20 protein-coding genes are annotated in these 18,615 nt (G+C 53.6%); all 20 read left to right on the forward strand.

All coding sequences use genetic code 11. The annotated features are described in order from the left end of the window. Positions 1-5: 5 nt before the first annotated feature. A complete protein-coding gene (flhA, locus tag ACI48J_RS09735; protein WP_103993821.1) occupies positions 6-2,039 on the forward strand; it encodes a flagellar biosynthesis protein FlhA in 2,034 nt (677 codons plus the stop codon). Beyond that, positions 2,036-3,802 carry a flagellar biosynthesis protein FlhF gene (gene flhF, locus ACI48J_RS09740; RefSeq protein WP_405082605.1) on the forward strand — a complete coding sequence of 589 codons (1,767 nt, stop codon included), beginning with the start codon at positions 2,036-2,038 and terminating at the stop codon, positions 3,800-3,802. Before flhA ends, flhF begins: the two co-directional genes overlap by 4 nt. Further along, on the forward strand, positions 3,795-4,691 hold the full coding sequence (locus ACI48J_RS09745) for a MinD/ParA family protein (protein WP_218228516.1): 897 nt from the start codon (positions 3,795-3,797) through the stop codon (positions 4,689-4,691). The genes flhF and ACI48J_RS09745 overlap by 8 nt, the downstream gene beginning before the upstream one ends. A 36-nt stretch (positions 4,692-4,727) precedes the next feature. Beyond that, positions 4,728-5,894, forward strand: coding sequence for a chemotaxis response regulator protein-glutamate methylesterase (locus tag ACI48J_RS09750; protein ID WP_405082606.1), 1,167 nt, complete (start codon positions 4,728-4,730; stop codon positions 5,892-5,894). A 36-nt stretch (positions 5,895-5,930) separates the two neighbouring features. Beyond that, positions 5,931-8,003 carry a chemotaxis protein CheA gene (locus ACI48J_RS09755; RefSeq protein ID WP_405082607.1) on the forward strand — a complete coding sequence of 691 codons (2,073 nt, stop codon included), beginning with the start codon at positions 5,931-5,933 and terminating at the stop codon, positions 8,001-8,003. Positions 8,004-8,026: 23 nt separating this feature from the next. Then, the gene (locus ACI48J_RS09760) at positions 8,027-8,488 is read left to right on the forward strand and encodes a chemotaxis protein CheW (protein ID WP_218228519.1); all 462 of its coding nucleotides are present in this window, start codon (positions 8,027-8,029) and stop codon (positions 8,486-8,488) included. Between the two features lie 4 nt (positions 8,489-8,492). After that, positions 8,493-9,131, forward strand: coding sequence for a chemotaxis protein CheC (locus ACI48J_RS09765; protein ID WP_405082608.1), 639 nt, complete (start codon positions 8,493-8,495; stop codon positions 9,129-9,131). Then, on the forward strand, positions 9,109-9,603 hold the full coding sequence (locus ACI48J_RS09770) for a chemotaxis protein CheD (protein WP_326055832.1): 495 nt from the start codon (positions 9,109-9,111) through the stop codon (positions 9,601-9,603). The genes ACI48J_RS09765 and ACI48J_RS09770 overlap by 23 nt, the downstream gene beginning before the upstream one ends. Positions 9,604-9,605: 2 nt before the next feature. Beyond that, positions 9,606-10,022, forward strand: coding sequence for a hypothetical protein (locus ACI48J_RS09775; protein ID WP_405082609.1), 417 nt, complete (start codon positions 9,606-9,608; stop codon positions 10,020-10,022). Positions 10,023-10,037: 15 nt separating this feature from the next. After that, the gene (locus ACI48J_RS09780) at positions 10,038-10,820 is read left to right on the forward strand and encodes a FliA/WhiG family RNA polymerase sigma factor (RefSeq protein WP_326055835.1); all 783 of its coding nucleotides are present in this window, start codon (positions 10,038-10,040) and stop codon (positions 10,818-10,820) included. A gap of 29 nt (positions 10,821-10,849) precedes the next feature. Then, positions 10,850-12,262 carry a FapA family protein gene (locus tag ACI48J_RS09785; protein WP_326055837.1) on the forward strand — a complete coding sequence of 471 codons (1,413 nt, stop codon included), beginning with the start codon at positions 10,850-10,852 and terminating at the stop codon, positions 12,260-12,262. 51 nt (positions 12,263-12,313) lie between these two features. Beyond that, positions 12,314-12,634, forward strand: a complete 321-nt coding sequence (locus ACI48J_RS09790; protein WP_326055839.1) for a hypothetical protein — start codon at positions 12,314-12,316, stop codon at positions 12,632-12,634. A 31-nt stretch (positions 12,635-12,665) separates the two neighbouring features. Continuing rightward, on the forward strand, positions 12,666-13,289 hold the full coding sequence (locus ACI48J_RS09795; protein ID WP_405082610.1) for a DUF6115 domain-containing protein: 624 nt from the start codon (positions 12,666-12,668) through the stop codon (positions 13,287-13,289). Then, the gene (locus ACI48J_RS09800) at positions 13,276-13,788 is read left to right on the forward strand and encodes a hypothetical protein (protein WP_405082611.1); all 513 of its coding nucleotides are present in this window, start codon (positions 13,276-13,278) and stop codon (positions 13,786-13,788) included. Before ACI48J_RS09795 ends, ACI48J_RS09800 begins: the two co-directional genes overlap by 14 nt. Positions 13,789-14,079: 291 nt before the next feature. Next, complete coding sequence (rpsB, locus tag ACI48J_RS09805) at positions 14,080-14,778, forward strand: 30S ribosomal protein S2 (protein WP_009676777.1); 699 nt, start codon at positions 14,080-14,082, stop codon at positions 14,776-14,778. Positions 14,779-14,879: 101 nt separating this feature from the next. Further along, entirely contained in the window at positions 14,880-15,536 is a 657-nt protein-coding gene (gene tsf / locus ACI48J_RS09810) for a translation elongation factor Ts (RefSeq protein ID WP_009676775.1), read from the forward strand. 108 nt (positions 15,537-15,644) lie between these two features. Then, positions 15,645-16,370 carry a UMP kinase gene (gene pyrH, locus ACI48J_RS09815; RefSeq protein ID WP_009676779.1) on the forward strand — a complete coding sequence of 242 codons (726 nt, stop codon included), beginning with the start codon at positions 15,645-15,647 and terminating at the stop codon, positions 16,368-16,370. 4 nt (positions 16,371-16,374) lie between these two features. Further along, positions 16,375-16,929 carry a ribosome recycling factor gene (gene frr, locus ACI48J_RS09820; RefSeq protein WP_326055846.1) on the forward strand — a complete coding sequence of 185 codons (555 nt, stop codon included), beginning with the start codon at positions 16,375-16,377 and terminating at the stop codon, positions 16,927-16,929. 63 nt (positions 16,930-16,992) lie between these two features. Further along, positions 16,993-17,763 (forward strand): isoprenyl transferase, encoded by a 771-nt coding sequence (locus ACI48J_RS09825; RefSeq protein WP_217557507.1) that lies wholly within the window; start codon positions 16,993-16,995, stop codon positions 17,761-17,763. A gap of 24 nt (positions 17,764-17,787) precedes the next feature. Beyond that, positions 17,788-18,585 (forward strand): phosphatidate cytidylyltransferase, encoded by a 798-nt coding sequence (locus ACI48J_RS09830; RefSeq protein WP_326055849.1) that lies wholly within the window; start codon positions 17,788-17,790, stop codon positions 18,583-18,585. Positions 18,586-18,615: the final 30 nt, after the last annotated feature.

Consider the following 18,615-nt stretch of genomic DNA (forward strand, 5'->3'; position numbering starts at 1 on the left):
CGTGCATGAAACCAAAAGATTTAGTTGTACTGATCGGGGTAATCGGGATTATTTTGATGATGGTGGTGCCGATTCCAACCGCCCTCCTCGATTTTTTGCTCATTATAAACATTACGATCTCGCTGATGATTATTCTGGTCGGGATGAACACGCAGGAAGCTCTGCAGTTTTCCATTTTCCCGGCCCTGCTGCTTGTGACGACCTTGTTCCGCTTGGCACTTAACGTTTCGACGGCTAGAAATATTCTGGCTCATGCCGAAGCGGGAGCTGTGGTCGAGACGTTCGGTAACTTCGTGGCGGCGGGTAATATCGTAGTCGGATTTATCGTGTTTCTTATTCTGGTTATCGTGCAGTTTATCGTGATCACGAAAGGTTCGGAGCGCGTAGCCGAAGTAGCGGCTCGCTTTACCCTGGATGCGATGCCCGGCAAGCAGATGAGTATCGACGCCGATTTGAACGCCGGCATGATCAACGAGCAGCAGGCGCGCGAGCGCCGCAGAAAAGTGGAGCGCGAAGCCGACTTCTACGGAGCCATGGACGGAGCGAGTAAATTCGTCAAAGGAGACGCGATTGCCGGCATTATCATCCTGCTGATCAACTTGATCGGCGGATTGATCATCGGGATTTCGATGAAAGGCATGTCGTTCGGAGAAGCCGGACATACGTATTCGATTCTTACCATCGGTGACGGACTGGTCAGTCAGATCCCGGCGCTGCTCATTTCAACCGCTTCCGGCATTATCGTTACGCGTGCCTCTTCGGAAGGAACGTTCAGCAACGATATCGTCGGTCAGTTGACTGCCTATCCGAAGCTGCTGTATATCGTGGCGGGTACGATTGCCTTTCTGGGAATTTTCACGCCGATCCACTGGTATACGACCATTCCTATTGCGGTTCTACTCGTTTTCGCGGCACGGAAGATGCAGCAGAACTTGAACCGGAAACAGGTTGAGGAAGAACAGATGGTGGAAGAACAGCAGATTGAAGAAGTACGGAGTCCGGAAAGCGTGATCAGCCTGCTGCAGGTGGATCCGATCGAATTCGAATTCGGTTACGGGCTCATTCCGCTGGCCGATGCCCAGCAGGGCGGAGATTTGCTCGACCGGATTATTCTGATCCGCAGACAATGTGCGCTGGAACTCGGTATCGTGGTGCCGGTAATCCGGATCCGCGATAATATTCAGCTTCGGCCTAACGAGTATATCATCAAAATTAAAGGCAATACGGTTGCGGGCGGCGAATTGCTGCTTAACCACTACTTGGCCATGAGCCCGGGATTCGAAGACGAATCCGTCACGGGAATCGAGACGACCGAACCTGCGTTCGGACTGCCGGCCCTGTGGATCGATGAGATGACCAAAGAGCGGGCGGAATTGTCCGGATACACCGTGGTGGATCCGCCTTCCGTAGTCGCTACGCATCTCACGGAAATCATCAAGAAGCACGCCCACGAGCTTCTGGGACGCCAAGAAACCAAGACGCTTATCGACAACGTCAGAGAAGCGTACCCGGCTCTCGTGGACGATTTGATTCCAAATGTCCTGTCCATCGGCGACGTGCAGAAAGTGCTTGTGAAACTGCTCCGGGAAAAAATTTCCGTACGCGATCTGGTCACCATTCTGGAAACGCTGGCGGATTACGGACCTTACTCCAAAGATCCGGACATTTTGACGGAGTATGTGCGGCAGTCTCTTTCGAGGCAGATCACGCTGCAGTACTCGTCTCCGCAGGATTCGCTCCGTGTCATTACCGTAGGACCGGGGCTGGAGAAAAAAATTGCGGATTCCGTTCAGCAGACGGATCAGGGATCTTATCTGGCTATCGACCCGTCTTCCTCGCAGGTCATTTATCACAAGCTGGGTGAACAGGTGAGTAAAATGGTCCAGTCCGGCCACCAGCCGGTTATCCTGGCTTCACCGACGATCCGTATGTATTTGCGTCAGCTTTTGGAGCGTACCATGCAGGACATTCCGGTTTTGTCTTACAGCGAGCTTGAACCGAGTGTAGAAATTCAAAGCATGGGAGTTGTCAACTTGTGAGAGTGAAACGTTACATTGTCGATTCAATGCCGGACGCTCTTCATAAAATCCGAACCGATCTCGGTAAGGATGCCGTTATTTTAAGCACGAAAGAAGTGAAGACCGGCGGGTTTTTGGGACTCTTCGGAAAAAAACGCATCGAAGTGATCGCAGCTCTCGAGGAAGGTCAAACCGGTTCCGGTAAAAACAGTCCGGAAGGCGGCGCTCAAGCCCGACCGGCTTCTAAAGCGGCTGCCGCCGCAGCGGTAACCGCTGTGGCCAAAGCGCGGCAGGAAGAAGCGGAGAAGTCGGCCGATCAGCCCCGTATCAATAAAGAGCAGGAGCTGAGGCAGAGAGAATTTGCGGAACTTCTGCTCAGACAATCCGCCTTGCAAAACGAAGAGGTTCCGACTTACGGAACCGGCGCCGCCGAGGCTTTGAATGAAAGGGAGACAAGCCTTCTCAAAAAAGAAGAGACCTTGGACGTTAAGTCCGGTTCGGAGACTTCCGCGGCTTCTGCCTATGGGCAGTCGTCAAGCGCAGGGAAGGGAGCAGGTTCGGACCAGCGCCTGGCACCGGGCCAGCAGTCCCCGCAGCCATCTCCTGCGGCAATCGACCGTCCGAGCGGCAATCCGGCCGTAGAGGAAGCGCTGCCCGTCATACCGCAGCGCCCTCCGGCGGCTGCCGCAGCCGCTTACGCGCAGGCAAGGCCGGCCGCCGCCGAACAGCGGCAGAGCCTACCGGCCCAAGCGGCGCCGCCCGTTCCGCCGAAGGCGGAAGCTCCGGCGGCCGAGCCCGCTGCCGCAGCGCCGCAGACCGGCGGCTTCGCTGACGAGCAGGCCGAGGCGCTGGCCGCCTCCCGCGCGGAGGCGGCGGCAGAAGCGGCCGCGGCTCAGAGCGCGGCCCGCGAGGACCTGATGCTGGCGGAACTCCAGCATCTCAAGACGATGATGGCCGGCCTTGCCCGGCCATCCGCGCAGCCCCAGCTGCCCCCCGTATGGGGGCGGCTGGAGGAGCATCTGCTGGCGCAGGAAGTACAGCCGGACCTGGTCCGGCAGCTGATCGAAAGCGCCAGAAGAGATCTTGCCGCCTCGGCCGACGAGGCGGAAGCGCGGCAGGCGGCGGAAGCGGTCCGCAAGCGGATGCTTGCGCTGTTCCCGCCGCCGCAGGGCAAGCCGATCTCGGCGGACTCCAAGATCGTTCATATCGTCGGACCGACCGGTGTCGGCAAGACGACGACGATCGCGAAGCTGGCCGCCGATCAGGTGTTGAAGCAGCGCCGCAAAGTCGGGCTGATCACTTCCGACACCTACCGGATTGCCGCGATCGAGCAGCTTCGCACGTATGCGAATATTTTGGACGTTCCGGTGGAAGTGGTGTTTTCCCCGGCCGATCTGACGAAGGCTCTGCACAATTTGAGAGAGGCCGACGTGATCTTCATGGATACGGCCGGACGCAATTTCCGCAACGAGATGTACGTATCCGAACTCAATACGCTGATAAGGCACCAGGGCCCGAGCGAAACGATTCTGGTGCTGAGCCTTACGTCGAAGTACAGCGACATGAAAGCCATTACCGCTAACTTTTCCAAGTTTAAAGTAGATAAAGTCCTTTTTACCAAAATGGATGAAACGTATTCTTACGGCGCCATGCTGAATTTGCTGGATGTATTCCCGATCCGACTTTCCTACGTGACGGACGGGCAGAACGTGCCCGACGACATCATGGTAGCGGACGAGAACCGGATTGTCGATGCGGTGCTGGAGGGTTACTCGTATGAGTGACCAAGCCCAGGAACTGCGTAAACTGATCCGCCTGAGGCATGAGAAGGATACGCCCTCCCCGGGTTCCGCGCTAACCGGACAGCCGGAGCGCAAGACGCGGATTATTACCGTTACAAGCGGCAAGGGCGGGGTAGGCAAATCGAATTTCACCTTGAATTTCGCTCTCTGCCTGCAGGCCAGGGGATACAAGACACTCATTTTCGATGCCGACATCGGGTTTGCCAACATTGACGTGCTTATGGGGATCTCCTCCAAAGCCAACCTCCTTCATTTAATTAAAGGAGAAAAAACGATCGGGGAGCTCGTTCAGACAGGACCTAAAGGCCTGCAGTTTATCGCAGGGGGATCGGGGCTTTACGATCTGGTCAGGCTGTCGGACTCCGAAGCGGATTCTTTTACCGACCAGATTCAGGAGCTTGGCGGAATGGCCGATTTTATCCTGTTCGATACGGGAGCCGGACTTTCCAAAGAAACCCAGCGGTTTATAGCCGCTGCCCAGGAAACGCTCGTGGTTACGACACCGGAGCCCACGTCCATTACGGATGCGTATGCGCTCATTAAAATGGTTCGCAGCGAAGATCCCGACGTAGCCTTCAAGCTCGTGGTCAACCGGGCCGCTCACAGCCGGGAGGCCAAGGAAACCGCCGAGAAGATCGCCATGGTGGCCCGCCGCTTTCTGTCCGTCGAACTCCAGACACTCGGATTCGTGGAAGACGATCAGCATGTATCCCGGGCCGTTAAGGAGCAGACTCCTTTTACGATTGCTTATCCGAATTCTCCCGCCGCCAAAAGCATGAATGTCCTTGTCGATCAATTTCTGGGCCAGCAGCCCAAAGCAGATTCAACCGGCGGATTTAAAGGTTTCCTCAGCCGGCTGATCGGCCGCTAATTTATTCACATCTAGAGCCAATTCAGGAGGGACCCTATGGAGCCGTACCGTATTCTGGTAGTCGACGATTCGGTGTTCATGAGGAAGATCATTACGGATCTGATCGAAGAAGACCCCAATTTCCGTGTTATAGCCGTCGCAAAGAACGGTGCGGAAGCCGTAGTCAAGACACAAGAGCTGAAACCGCACGCGGTTACGATGGATATTGAAATGCCTGAAATGAACGGGCTGGAAGCGCTGGAACGTATTATGGCCGCCACTCCGACTCCCGTTATTATGCTGAGTTCGCTGACTATGTCGGGAGCGGTTGAAACGATCCGGGCGCTTGAACTCGGCGCGATCGATTTTATCCGGAAGCCGTCCGGTTCGATTTCGCTGGACTTATTCAAGGTCAAGCAGCTTTTGCATGAGAAGCTGAGGATTGCGGTCAAAACACGCATGCAGCCGCAGCCTCCGATAGAACCGGCGAAACGGCCCGAACGCTTCGTTCAGCCGTCCGCTCCGTTCGTGAAGCCGCCGTCGGCAGCGGAGATTCCCAAGAGAACTGCTGCGGCGGCGCAAGAAACGGGGAAGCCCGCGAGCGGTGCCGGCACCGGCAGTTCGAAAGGCTTTCGGGACCTCGTGGCGATCGGCACATCGACCGGGGGACCCAGAGCGCTGCAGAAGGTACTGAGCGGCCTGCCGGCGGATTTTCCGGCCCCTGTGCTTATCGTGCAGCATATGCCTCCGAATTTCACCAAGTCGCTGTCTCAGCGCCTTAACGACCAATGTGCCGTTCGGGTCGTGGAAGCGGAGGAAGCCCAGGTGCTCGAACCCGGTACGGCTTATGTCGCTCCCGGCGGACTGCACATGACCGTCGTCAGGGCCGACGACAAGAAATACCGGATTTCTTTGAGCAAAAGCGAGCCGGTATCCGGACACCGTCCTTCCGTAGACAAGCTATTCCAATCCCTGCTTCCCTTAAAAGAGCTGACCCGGCACGCCGTTATTATGACAGGGATGGGCAGTGACGGAGCGAGAACGATCGGAGAACTCCGAAAGGACGGAGCGGCGACCACGATTGCCGAATCCGAAGAGACATGCGTCGTGTACGGCATGCCGCGAGTCGCGGTGGAGAACGGAGCCGCTATGTTTGTCCTTCCTTTGGGGGATATCGCTCCGAAGCTTGTCGAACGGGTGACGGATAAAAACGGCAGCCGCTAAAGAAAGTACTCGATAAATTGACGGAGGTGCAGTTCTGTGGAGTTGAACCAATATTTATCGATGTTCATCGACGAATCGAAAGAACATCTGCAGGCTCTTAATGACAACATGCTCAGCCTGGAAAACAGTCCCGACAACATAGATATCGTTCATAATATTTTCCGCTCGGCACACACACTTAAAGGCATGTCCGCGACGATGGGATTCGAAGATCTCGCGTCGCTGACTCACGAAATGGAAAATGTTCTGGACCTGGTCCGGAACTTGAAACTGAAAATGGACCCCTTCATTTTCGACAGCCTTTTCCAGAGTCTGGACGCTCTCGATTCGATGGTCGAGGATATCGTTCAGGGCGGAACGGGCAAGGCCGATGTTACGACTATTGTCACCGCATTGAAATCCATTGTAAGCGGGGATTATCTCAAATCCGCTCCATCCGCCGGAAGTGCCGGAGCGGAAAGCCGGGAAGAAAGCGTTATTGCCCTGGACCAATTCCAGCTCTCGGTTCTCCAGCAATCGATTGACGCCAACATGCAGGTGTTTTATGTCGAGGTCACCGTCCGGGAAGATTGCGTACTGAAAGCGGCCCGTGCTTACATGGTGTTCGAAATTTTGGAGCGTTCCGGGGAAGTCATCAAAGCGACGCCTTCTGTTCAGGAGATCGAGCAGGAGAAATTCGACCGCACCTTCTCCGTGTATTACATAGCTAATGTCGGGAAAGCCGATCTGGAGAAAGAAATTTCGAATGTCTCCGAAATCGAGCATGTACAGATCATCGTACTCGATCGCGAAACGCTGGACGAGATGACGGGAAGCGGCGCAGCCCAGGCGGAGGTCAGGGCGGGTGAAGCCCAGGCGGCAGCGGCTGCAGCACCCGCTTCGGCGGCTAAACCGGCGCCCGCTAAGGAAACCGGCGGAGCCGCCAAACCGGCAGCGGCTGCAGGTGGCGGTCCTGTGGGAACCCGTACCATTCGGGTAGATATCGAGCGTCTGGATTCCCTGATGAATCTCTTCAGCGAACTGCTCATCGACCGGGTGCGCCTGGAGCAGCTGGCAAGCGAAATCAAGCGCAATGAGCTGACGGAGACGGTCGAGCATATGGCCCGGGTCAGCAGCGATTTGCAGAATATCGTTCTCAAGCTGCGGATGGTGCCGGTCGATACGGTCTTTAACCGGTTCCCGCGGATGATCCGGGATATCGCCAAATCGCTGGACAAAAAAGTCGATCTCGTCATAACCGGCGCAGAAACCGAGCTGGACCGCACGGTAATCGACGAAATCGGCGATCCGCTCGTGCATCTGCTCCGCAACGCGGTAGATCACGGACTCGAAACCGTGACCCAGCGTCTGGCGAAGGGTAAAAGCGAGAGTGGAACCGTTCATCTCCGCGCTTATCACAGCGGCAACAACGTCTTTATCGAGATCGAAGACAACGGTAACGGCATTAACCGGGAAAAAGTGCTTGCGACCGCAGTGAAGAAAGGGATTGTCGCGCCAGAAATGGCGGACAAAATGAGCAATTCCGATATCGATCAGCTGCTGTTCGCATCCGGTTTCAGCACCGCGGACGTAATCTCGGACATTTCCGGCCGCGGGGTAGGCTTGGACGTTGTAAAAACGAAAATCCACTCGCTCGGGGGACATATTCATGTCGAATCCAATCCGGGCAGCGGTTCGATCTTTTCGATCAAGCTTCCGCTTACGCTCTCGATCATCTCGGCCATGCTGGTCAAAATCGGCAGCGAAAAATATGCGATTCCGCTTTCTTCGATTGTGGAGACGGCCCTTATCCAGCAGGCGCAAATCCGTTCCGTGCAAGGAAACCGGATGATCGATTTCAGAGGCAGCATGATTCCGCTCGTTTCGCTCGGCTCCGTACTCGATATTCCCGACTACAGCGAAGCCGACGAGACTGAAACCGAAGTTGTGGTTGTGCGCAAAGGCGAGAAAATGGCGGCGCTTATGGTGGAGGAGTTTATCGGTCAACAGGAGATCGTCCTGAAAACATTGGGTAAATACTTTACAAAACTGTTCGCGATTTCGGGAGCGACCATTCTCGGCGACGGTCAGGTCGCATTGATTCTAGATACGAATGAACTCATTAAATAAATCAGGCAGGGGAGGCCGTTCAAATGGCTGAAGATAAAAAAATTATCGTATTTGCGCTGGCACATGAGGAATACGGAGTAGAAGTGGATAAGGTCAAAACGATCGAACGGATGCAGCCGATGACCCGCGTTCCGAAAACGCCCGCTTTCGTCAAAGGCGTCATTAACCTCAGAGGCGTGGTCGTGCCGGTTATCGACCTCCGCTCCCGATTCGGGCTTCCGGAAACCCCGTATTCCGATAATACTCGTGTGATCATCGTAGCGGTTAACGAACTCGAAGTAGGGCTTATTGTAGATTCCGCTAACGACGTTATTGACTTGAACGAAGACAATATCGAGAATCCTCCGGAAGTTGTCGGCGGCATCAAGGCGAAATACCTGCACGGCATCGCTAAAATCGGAGAAGACCGTCTCCTGGTTCTGATGAACCTGGAACAGGTTTTGAACAGGGACGAAATCATCCAATTGGAAAAGATCGAGGCCTAAGCAAGTGGATACGTTCAGGCAATTGGCGGATTATCAATTGGATGTGCTCAAGGAAATCGGCAACATCGGTGCCGGCCATGCGGCCACTGCCCTGTCCACCCTGCTGGACAAGCCTGTGGATATGCTCGTTCCGAAAGTTATGGTTCTTCCTTTCGAGGAGATCCCTGAAATCGTGGGCGGAGCGGAGGAAGTCGTGCTCGCTATTTTTCTGCGGGTGGTCGGGGATGCTCCGGGCAATATGTTTTTTATTCTGAATCTCGAATCCGCCAAACGGATGCTGTTTTCCTTGATCGGGATGGAGCTTTCCGAAAGCGGCGAGTATACGGAACTGGAAATTTCGGCCTTAAACGAAATCGGGAACATTTTGGCGGGATCGTACTTGTCCTCGCTGGCCGATTTTACTCGGTTGTCCATGTCCCCGACCGTACCTTCCCTGGCCATTGATATGGCGGGAGCCATTTTAAGTTACGGCTTGCTGCAGTTCGGGGAGATGGGGGATCAGGCACTGCTGATTGACACGAAGTTTCTGGAAGGAAACGAAGAAATGCAAGGAAACTTCTTTCTTATTCCGGATCCGGAATCGTTTGGGAAATTATTTGCGGCACTAGGGGTAGAGGCACATGAATCAACAGACGATCATTAAAGTCGGTATGGCGGATCTTAATGTCGGCATGCCGGGGGGCGTGCTTAAAACGACGGGACTCGGTTCCTGCGTCGGGCTTACCTTATTCGATGACTTTGCCAAAGTCGGCGGAATGGCGCACGTCATGCTGCCGACATCCGAAATCGCCCGAGAAGGCACCGTCAACATTGCCAAATATGCGGATACCGCCATTCCCGAATTGATCGACCGGATGACCCGTCTTGGTGCCTCAATCAATCGGATGGAAGCGAAACTGGCAGGGGGAGCTCAGATGTTCGCTTTTGCCGGAGGAGGCGATACGATGCGAATTGGACCTCGTAATGTAGAGGCTTGCAAAGAAATGCTGGTCAAATACAAGATCCGAGTCAAAGGTGAAGATACGGGCCAGAACTATGGAAGAACGATTGAACTTAATTGCGATACGGGCGTGCTGACGATTCGAAGCGTACAGCACGGCTTGAAGGATTTGTAGAGATGGCGGGAACGATTCGCTGGAATTTCATAGTCGGTGCCGTCTCCTTTGTCCTCACCTTTCTCCTTTCGCTGGGCAGCAACGTTTGGCTGACCACGCTGCTGCGAAGCGTTTACAGTTTTGTCATTTTATTCGCCGTCACATTCGGCTTTCGGTTTATTATGGGCCTGCTCCTATCCGCTAACAGCCCCGCCGTAAACGAAACGGCAGCGGCCGCCGCAGAAGGGCCCTCACCAAACAAGAATCTCGGCCAGCATCTCGATCTGACTACTCCCGACGAAACCGCGCAGAAAGCGGCGGACGGAGTGGACAGGGAGGAAGCGGAATTTGCGCCGCTGCTGCCCACGAAGCTAGTTACCCGGAAGCAACCTGACACCGAGCAAGCGGTCAGAGCCCTTCGTCAAATGTCTGAAGAATAAGGACGGTGTACAGCCATGATTGATAAAAAACCTAATCTGGCGCATTTCGATACGTGGAGACAGTGGAAGCAGGGCGGTTCCAGAGAAGCCAAGCAAACGCTGATTGAAACGTACCTGCCTCTTGTCGAATACGTATCGGGCCGTTTGGCGATTGGTCTCCCCAAGAACGTTTCCAAGGAAGACCTAGGAAGCTTCGGAATCATGGGTCTGATCGACGCCGTCGAGAAGTTTGACTACGAACGCGGTCTGCAGTTCGAAACTTACGCGTCCTGGCGCATACGCGGGGCCATTATCGACGGCCTCAGACAAGGGGATTGGGTTCCCCGTTCCGTACGCGAGAAGGCCAAGAAAATTGAAGAAGCTTATCAGAAGCTGGAGCAGAAGTATCTTCGGACCGTGACGGATGAAGAGATCAGCGATTATCTCCAGGTTACGGAGGACGAGTTTCAGCATATGCTTCAGGAAATCGCCGTAACCTCCATTTGTTCCATTGACGAACCGATTCGTGAAGAAGATTCCGAAACCCGGCTTTCGCTTCTGGTGGACGAGCGTGCCAAAAATCCGGAATTTACAGTTAACGAATTTTACCTCAAAGAAACTCTTGCGCGGGCGATAGAGAAATTAACGGAGAAAGAACGGATCGTCGTTTCCCTGTTTTATTTCGAAGAGCTTTCCCTGAGCGAAATTGCGGAAGTGATGAGTTTGTCGCCTTCCCGCATTTCTCAGCTTCACTCCAAGGCCATGCTGCGATTAAGAGGAGTTTTGAGTCGATATAAAGTTCAGTTGTTCGAAAAATAGAAGTTGCCGGGAAAGGTTGTCGATACAGGATGGACCGGATTTTGGAGTTGGACCAAATCATTAGGATTTCCGTCACGGACGATAAGTTGACATCCTTACTGAAGTTTGCCGATGTCGGAGATGACTTTACGGTCACGTTTGACGAGCTTCAAGGATTGGCCAGAGCGAACAGCATCGTCCATGGACTCGACACGGAGGCGCTGCTCCGCATAGCTATAGATCCTCAGCCTTATCTGCTCGCCGAAACAGTGATCGCCCAAGGAACCCGCCCCGTTAACGGAACCGACGGATACGTCGATTATTTGTACGGGCGCAACAACGATACGCATAAGCCTGTCGAGACGGAAGACGGACGCGTTGATCTCAAAGAAGTATCCACCTTGAACAATATCAGAAAAGGCCAGATCATCGGCAAAAAGGTTCCCCCGACCGAAGGAACACCCGGCAAAGCCGTAACCGGGGAGCCGCTGCCGGCACGCGCAGGCAAGGAAGCCAGATTTAAACTGGGAAAAAACGTCGTGACGGATAACGAGGAGAACGCCATTTACGCCGCTATCGACGGACTCGTCACCTACACCGACCGGAACAAAGTAAACGTGTTCCCCGTATACGAGGTGAACGGAGACGTGGATTACCGGACGGGTAACATCGATTTCGTCGGAACTGTCGTCATTCGCGGAAACGTGAGTCCCGGTTTCAAGATCAAAGCTTCCGGAGATATCCGCATAGTCGGCGGCGTGGAAGCGGCCGAACTCGAAGCGAGCGGTTCCGTTGAAATAACCGCCGGTATCGTGGGCAGGAACAAAGCCGTAATCCGGGCCGGGAAGAACGTGAAATCTTCCTTTATCCAGGACGCGACAGTAGAAGCGGCGGACACGATTACCGTTTCCCAAAGTATTCTTCATTCGACAATACGCGCAGGTAAGACCGTCGCTTGCAACGGGCCCAAAGGGCTGATCGTGGGCGGGATCGTTCAGGCCGGGGAAAAGGTTATCGCCAGAACGATCGGAAACTCCCTCTCCAATGCGACTGCAATCGAGGTGGGAGTGCTGCCGGAGCTTCGCAATGAATTGATTCAGCTTCGTTCCCAGCTCAAAGCGCTTGCGGATAATCAGTCCAAGACGGACAAAGCCCTTATTTTGCTGGACCAGTTGGCAGCGTCCGGCCAGCTCGGACCGGACAAAGTAGCGCTGCGAATTAAGCTGAATCATACAAAGCGCCAGGCCGGAGAAGAACAGCGTGAGCTTCGTGAACGGATTTTTGAAATGGAGAAATCGCTCGAAGACAGCGAACGCTCCAGCGTAGAAGTGATCTCTACCGTATACGGAGGAGCCAAAATCGTGATCGGCCGCTACACGAAGTTCATCAAAGATCCGATGAGCCATGTCGTGTTCCAGCTTGTTGCAGGCGATATCGGGCACAGTGCCTATATGCCTAAGTAAAGGCTTCCCGGTCAAGCCAATAACCAGCGATAATGACGAGGTGGAACTTTTATGGATATGAAACCGGTCGATTTGCAGTTCGCGGTTCACAAGAACGATCAGGCCGGCATCCGGCAGCAGCAGTTGAACCACAAACCCGAGATGGATCAAGTCCTGTTGGGAGCGGAAAATGAGAAGACCGCCGAACATAACCGGAAGGCCAGCGAGAAAATCGGAGAGAGCGAAGAGGCTCAAATCCGTAAAGAGGGCCGGCAGAACGGCGGTCAGGGCGGTCAGGGCCGGCAGCAGAGGAAGGCCCCTTCTTCTCATGAAGCGGAGCCGCCAAAGGCGGTTCACCCTTTTAAAGGCTCGCATATCGACTTGAGTCTATAAAGGAAGATTTGAAAGTACAGGTGATGTTAAAATGGAACCTTGGCAGATGATTGTTCTCCTCGGCCTCGTTATTGTGGTGTTTGCGGGAGTGATTCCCCGATCGGCTGCAAAAAAAGGCGGGCAGGCGCCTTCGGCCCAGCTCGTGAAAGAGCTGGAAGAGAGCATGGCTCACTTTGCGTCCGATCTTGAGCTGCAGAACCAGGCGCTCATCGACCTGTTCAAAGAAACGCAGAGGGAGCACAAGCTCGAGGTCGCCAAATTGACCGCCAGGCTTGAAGTGCTGGAGCGCCGCAGCGTGGACGGAAGCGGGGCGGCGGAGCAGGCCGGCCGCCAGTCCGCGCCGGATCTTTCCCGGCACGGGTCCCGGAGCGCGGAACCTGCCGTTCAGGCGCACGGATCTGCACGGTCAACGCCCCGTCCTTCGCAGACGGAGGAGTTCCCGGCCCCGGATGCCGCCGCATCCGTTCGGCCGCAGGAAGCTCCCCGAACGGAGCCGGAGCTCTCCGTGCGCGCCCGGTATGCCGCTCTTTTTGAGCTGCATGACCAGGGAAAATCCACGGAGCAGATCGCCAAACAGCTCGGGATGAACAAAGGGGAAGTCATGCTGATCATGCAGCTGGCCAAACGGGAGGGACATTCCGATGAAAGTAAATAAAACGCTGCTGGCCGGAATCGGCATCGGCATGATCGCGGGCTCGGCTCTTCTTCAGTTGATGATATCGGCCGCCCAGCCCGTTCAGCCGTTGTCGCAGAATTCGGCCGTTTCCATCGAACAGATGGACATGAACAAGCTGAAAACCGAAGCCGGGAAGTACTATCAGGTTTTTGACAAAAACCAGCCCGTCTTCACGAAAGAGCAGCATGAACAGGAACTGCAAAAGCAGTTGGAGGCGGAGAAAGCGAAAGCGCCGTCCGCCCAGCCCGCTCCTTCGGCGCAGCCCCAAATAACCGCCGTCTACATCGCACCGGGAATGAGGTCCAGCCAGGTGGCCAAGATCGTTTCCGTGAGCGGGTTAGTCGAAAGCCAGGAGCAATTCGAGCAGGCGATGGCGGCTAAGGCGGCAACGGGTAAGATCAAGTCGGGCGTTCATAAATTTACAGGCAAACCGTCGCTGGACGAGATCATTCAGAATCTGACCAGTAAGCCGGAATAAAAATAGGGCTCTTGCATTGCGCGAGGGTCTTATTTTGCGTGCGGAAGGGAATAATGATAACGCCCGGCCGGAGCCTTTCCGCGGATTAAAAATGTTGCCGAAAGTTGTCTCCAAACGCTGTTGCATCCCGCATGCGACTTGTGGTATAGTTATTGACGGTGTTAAAAACACACGACAGTTAATTCGTATAACGGTGCTTGTCCGGGCCTTGCGCACGGCGAGTTTTATACGAAGATGCGGCTGTCGGAGGAGCATTACACTAAAACCATTTTATTGAGGAGGTGTGTGAGGATGGCAGTAATTTCCATGAAGCAGCTTCTAGAAGCTGGGGTACACTTCGGTCACCAAACCCGTCGTTGGAACCCGAAAATGGACAAATACATCTTCACTGAAAGAAACGGCATTTACATTATCGATCTACAAAAAACGGTTAAAAAGGTTGAGGAAGCTTACAACTTCGTTAAATCGGTCTCTGCTGAGAACGGTACGATCATGTTCGTAGGCACCAAAAAACAAGCTCAAGACTCCGTTAAAGAAGAAGCGGAACGTTGCGGCATGTTCTACATCAACCAACGCTGGCTCGGCGGCACGCTGACCAACTTCCAAACGATTCAAAAGCGTATCAACCGTCTGAAAGAGCTTGAGAAAATGGAGCAGGACGGCACGTTCGAACTTCTTCCTAAGAAAGAAGTTATCATCCTGAACAAGGAAAAAGATCGCCTCGATAAATTCCTCGGCGGCATCAAAGGCATGAAAGGCCTGCCTAGCGCCCTGTTCATCATTGATCCACGCAAAGAGCGTATTGCGGTTGCAGAAGCTCGCAAACTTGGTATCCCAATCGTAGGTATCGTTGATACGAACTGCGATCCGGACGAAATCGACTATGTTATCCCAGGTAATGACGACGCGATCCGCGCTGTTAAATTGCTGACCGGTAAAATGGCCGACGCTGTGATCGAAGCTAACCAAGGCGAACAAACAACGGCTTAATCGACATAAACGAACGTAACAGGAAAAGGGTGGTCTGAAGGCACTTAAGCCTATCACCGCCCTTTTTTTAAAATACTTACACTCTTAGGGAGGTCCCTATTATGGCAGTAACAGCTGCAATGGTAAAAGAATTGCGTGAAAAAACAGGCGCAGGCATGCTTGATTGCAAAAAAGCGTTGGACGAAGCAAACGGTGATCTGACGAAAGCAAGCGAAATCCTTCGTGAGAAAGGCCTTGCCGCTGCCGCTAGCAAAGCGGGCCGCGCAGCTACCGAAGGCGTTGTAGAATCTTACATTCATGCCGGCGGACGTATCGGCGTTCTTGTCGAAGTTAACTGTGAAACCGACTTCGTTGCCAAAACGGACAACTTCCGCGATTTCGTAAAAGGTATCGCGATGCAAATCGCCGCTGCGAACCCTTCCTACGTTCGTCGTGAAGAAGTTCCGACAGAAGAGCTTGATAAAGAAAAAGAAATTCTTCGCAACCAAGCGCTGAACGAAGGCAAACCTGCTCACATCGTGGACAAAATGGTTGAAGGCCGCATCAGCAAATACTACGAAGAAATTTGTCTGATGGAACAATCCTACATCAAAGATCCGGACAAAACGGTATCCGTCCTGCTGAACGAAATGATCAGCACGATCGGGGAGAACATCTCCATCCGCCGCTTTGCTCGCTTTGAGCTGGGTGAAGGTCTCGAGAAGAAAGTCGACAACTTCGTTGAAGAAGTAATGGCACAAGCTAAAGGCAACGCCTAATACCGAACGGACCAAAAGCGGGAACACATTGTGTTCCTTCTTTTATAAACAGAAACGGTACAAGAAAGATAGAAGCACGCTGATTTGTCAGAACGGAGGGTACCAAAGTTGGAGCGACCTTTGTATAAAAGAGTAATCTTAAAGCTGAGCGGTGAGGCTCTTGCCGGACAGCAAGGATTCGGGATCGAATCGGACATCATTTCTTCTATCGCCCTGCAGGTGAAAGATGTGGTCGATCTCGGGGTGGAAGTTGCTATCGTCGTGGGCGGAGGCAACATCTGGCGCGGGATTGCAGGCAGTGCCAAAGGCATTGACCGGGCTACGGCAGACTACATGGGCATGCTTGCAACGGTCATGAATTCCTTGGCTATGCAGGACGCGCTGGAGAATATTGGCGTGCCGACCCGTGTGCAAAGCTCCATTTCCATGCAGCAGGTAGCGGAGCCGTACATCCGCAGAAGAGCGATTCGTCATCTGGAGAAGGGCCGAGTCGTCATCTTTGCCGCAGGAACAGGTAACCCTTATTTTTCCACGGATACGACGGCTGCGCTTAGAGCAGCCGAGATTGAAGCGGAAGTTATCTTAATGGCCAAGAACAAAGTAGACGGAGTTTACTCCGCGGATCCTTTCAAAGACGAAACGGCCGAGAAATACGAGACCCTCACTTATCTAGAGGTGCTTAACAAAAATCTCGGCGTGATGGATTCAACCGCTTCCTCGCTGTGCATGGACAACAATATCCCGCTTATCGTATTTTCGATCACAGAAAATGGCAACATTAAACGGGTAGTCCTCGGCGAAAAAATCGGTACCATTGTCAAAGGGAGTGTATAATCGTATGCCGCAATCGATTAAAAAGAATGCAGAAGAGCGGATGAGCAAGGCTATCGACGCACTCAAGCGCGATTTGGCCACTCTGCGTGCAGGCCGCGCAAACCCTGCGCTGCTGGATAAAATCCAAGTGGAATACTATGGCGCGATGACTCCGGTTAACCAGTTGGCTAACATCTCCACGCCGGACTCCCGCACGCTGATTATTCAGCCATGGGATAAAAGCTCCATGGGAGCTATTGAGAAAGCTATTCTCAAGTCCGAACTGGGCTTGACTCCGGCTAACGACGGTACGGTGATCCGACTGGTCATTCCGCCGCTTACGGAAGAACGCCGCAGCGAGCTGGTTAAACTGACCCGCAAATACGGGGAAGAGGCCAAAGTTGCGATCCGTAATATCCGCCGCGATGCCAATGAGGACATCAAGAAGCTGGAGAAAAACGGTATTTCCGAAGACGAGTCCCGTCGTCACCAGGACGATATTCAGAAATTTACGGACAAATTCACGGCTGAAGTCGAGAAAGTCCTGACAGGTAAAGAAAAAGAAATTATGGAAGTGTAAACGGCTATCGTCGCCCCCTGAAATACCGGGGGCTTTTCATCTTTCCATAGTGGGGGAAAAGAGATGTTCAATCAACTGAAAAAATGGCTTGGAAACGAGTCTGCACAGGACGAGAAGTCTCCCCATTTGGAGTTGGACAACGTTCCGTCTCATATTGCCATTATCATGGACGGAAACGGACGCTGGGCGAAACAGCGCGGACTTCCCCGTGTGGCCGGGCACCATTCCGGTATGAAGAATGTGAAGAAAATCACCATTGCAGCCGACAGCATCGGAGTCAAGGTGCTGACGATGTATGCCTTTTCCACGGAAAACTGGAAGCGCCCTAAGGAGGAAGTCGAATTCCTCATGAAGCTGCCCCAAGAGTTCTTTCCGCTGGAGATTGAGGAACTGATCGAGCGTAATGTGCGGATCCGCATGACCGGCTGGAAAGAAAGCCTGCCGGATTATACACTGAATGCCATTGAAGATGCAATCGAGCGTACAAAGAATAACACAGGCCTCATCCTTAACTTTGCTCTGAATTATGGTGGCCGCAAGGAACTGCTCGCCGGCGTTCAGGATGTGCTGAGGGATGTCCAGGAAGGCAAACTTCGTCCGGAAGAATTGACGGAGGAAACATTTTCTTCGTATATGCTCACTTCCGGGCTTCCTGACCCCGACCTGCTGATCCGGACGAGCGGAGAGCTGAGGCTTAGCAATTTTCTGCTGTGGCAGCTCGCCTATACCGAATTATGGTTTACGGAAGCTTACTGGCCTGAATTCTCGGAAGAGCATTTTTACCGGGCCGTTGCCGAATACCAACGACGGGCAAGACGATACGGAGGCTTGTAAGCATCGGTTTGGAGGAATGAAGCGTTGAAGCAGAGGATTCTGACGGGAGCGATAGCCGGAGCCGGATTTTTGGGACTGCTGGCTGTCGGCGGCAACTGGTTTGCCGCCCTGATCGTACTAATGGCCATAATCGGCTATGATGAGTATGTGCGAATGAACAAGTTGAAAGACCACCGGATCACATGGCTGGTCGGCATGATCGCCTTGATTCTGCTTACACTACCATGGGAAATGCACCGGTTTACCTATGAGCTCAATGAGGTCGGCCTGATCTGGGGAGCCGTCTTCGTGCTGATGGCCGCTACGGTCTTGTCCAAGAACAAAATTACCATCGACATGGTGTCGCTTCTTTTTCTCGGAATCGTGTACATAGGTGTCGGATTTCATTATATGATCATGACGCGGTGGATACCTGAGCATGGTTTGTTTTGGACGCTTCTTATTTTTGTCTGCATTTGGGCGACGGATTCCGGCGCGTATTTTGTCGGATCGAAATTCGGCAAACATTTATTGTGGCCGGTAATCAGCCCTAAGAAATCGGTCGAGGGAGCCCTCGGCGGAGTACTGATTGCTATTGTAGCGGGACTCTGTTTTTCCCTGGCTCGTCCCGAACTTCTGTCTCCGGCTCGAGCGGTGCTGATCGGCGTCGTTATTGCCGTGTCGGGGCAGCTCGGCGACCTTATGCAATCCGCCTACAAGCGGGTGAAGGGAATTAAGGATACGGGAACCATCCTGCCGGGTCATGGTGGAATTCTCGACCGCGTGGACAGCTGGCTTATCGTTTTTCCGCTAGTCCACTGGCTTGCGTTGATTCCTTCCTAAATCCGTGTACCCGCCCATCAGACACAATCG

Source organism: Paenibacillus chitinolyticus (assembly GCF_045038035.1).
In the GTDB taxonomy this organism is placed as follows: Bacteria; Bacillota; Bacilli; order Paenibacillales; family NBRC-103111; genus Paenibacillus_F; species Paenibacillus_F chitinolyticus_A.

Excerpts from the sequence above, each read along its gene's own strand:
- flhA (WP_103993821.1), top strand. The coding sequence starts at position 6 with ATGAAACCAAAAGATTTAGTTGTACTGATCGGGGTAATCGGGATTATT.
- ACI48J_RS09745 (WP_218228516.1), top strand. The coding sequence starts at position 3,795 with ATGAGTGACCAAGCCCAGGAACTGCGTAAACTGATCCGCCTGAGGCAT.
- ACI48J_RS09750 (WP_405082606.1), top strand. The coding sequence starts at position 4,728 with ATGGAGCCGTACCGTATTCTGGTAGTCGACGATTCGGTGTTCATGAGG.
- ACI48J_RS09760 (WP_218228519.1), top strand. The coding sequence starts at position 8,027 with ATGGCTGAAGATAAAAAAATTATCGTATTTGCGCTGGCACATGAGGAA.
- ACI48J_RS09770 (WP_326055832.1), top strand. The coding sequence starts at position 9,109 with ATGAATCAACAGACGATCATTAAAGTCGGTATGGCGGATCTTAATGTC.
- ACI48J_RS09775 (WP_405082609.1), top strand. The coding sequence starts at position 9,606 with ATGGCGGGAACGATTCGCTGGAATTTCATAGTCGGTGCCGTCTCCTTT.
- ACI48J_RS09780 (WP_326055835.1), top strand. The coding sequence starts at position 10,038 with ATGATTGATAAAAAACCTAATCTGGCGCATTTCGATACGTGGAGACAG.
- ACI48J_RS09785 (WP_326055837.1), top strand. The coding sequence starts at position 10,850 with ATGGACCGGATTTTGGAGTTGGACCAAATCATTAGGATTTCCGTCACG.
- ACI48J_RS09790 (WP_326055839.1), top strand. The coding sequence starts at position 12,314 with ATGGATATGAAACCGGTCGATTTGCAGTTCGCGGTTCACAAGAACGAT.
- ACI48J_RS09795 (WP_405082610.1), top strand. The coding sequence starts at position 12,666 with ATGGAACCTTGGCAGATGATTGTTCTCCTCGGCCTCGTTATTGTGGTG.
- ACI48J_RS09800 (WP_405082611.1), top strand. The coding sequence starts at position 13,276 with ATGAAAGTAAATAAAACGCTGCTGGCCGGAATCGGCATCGGCATGATC.
- rpsB (WP_009676777.1), top strand. The coding sequence starts at position 14,080 with ATGGCAGTAATTTCCATGAAGCAGCTTCTAGAAGCTGGGGTACACTTC.
- tsf (WP_009676775.1), top strand. The coding sequence starts at position 14,880 with ATGGCAGTAACAGCTGCAATGGTAAAAGAATTGCGTGAAAAAACAGGC.
- frr (WP_326055846.1), top strand. The coding sequence starts at position 16,375 with ATGCCGCAATCGATTAAAAAGAATGCAGAAGAGCGGATGAGCAAGGCT.
- ACI48J_RS09825 (WP_217557507.1), top strand. The coding sequence starts at position 16,993 with ATGTTCAATCAACTGAAAAAATGGCTTGGAAACGAGTCTGCACAGGAC.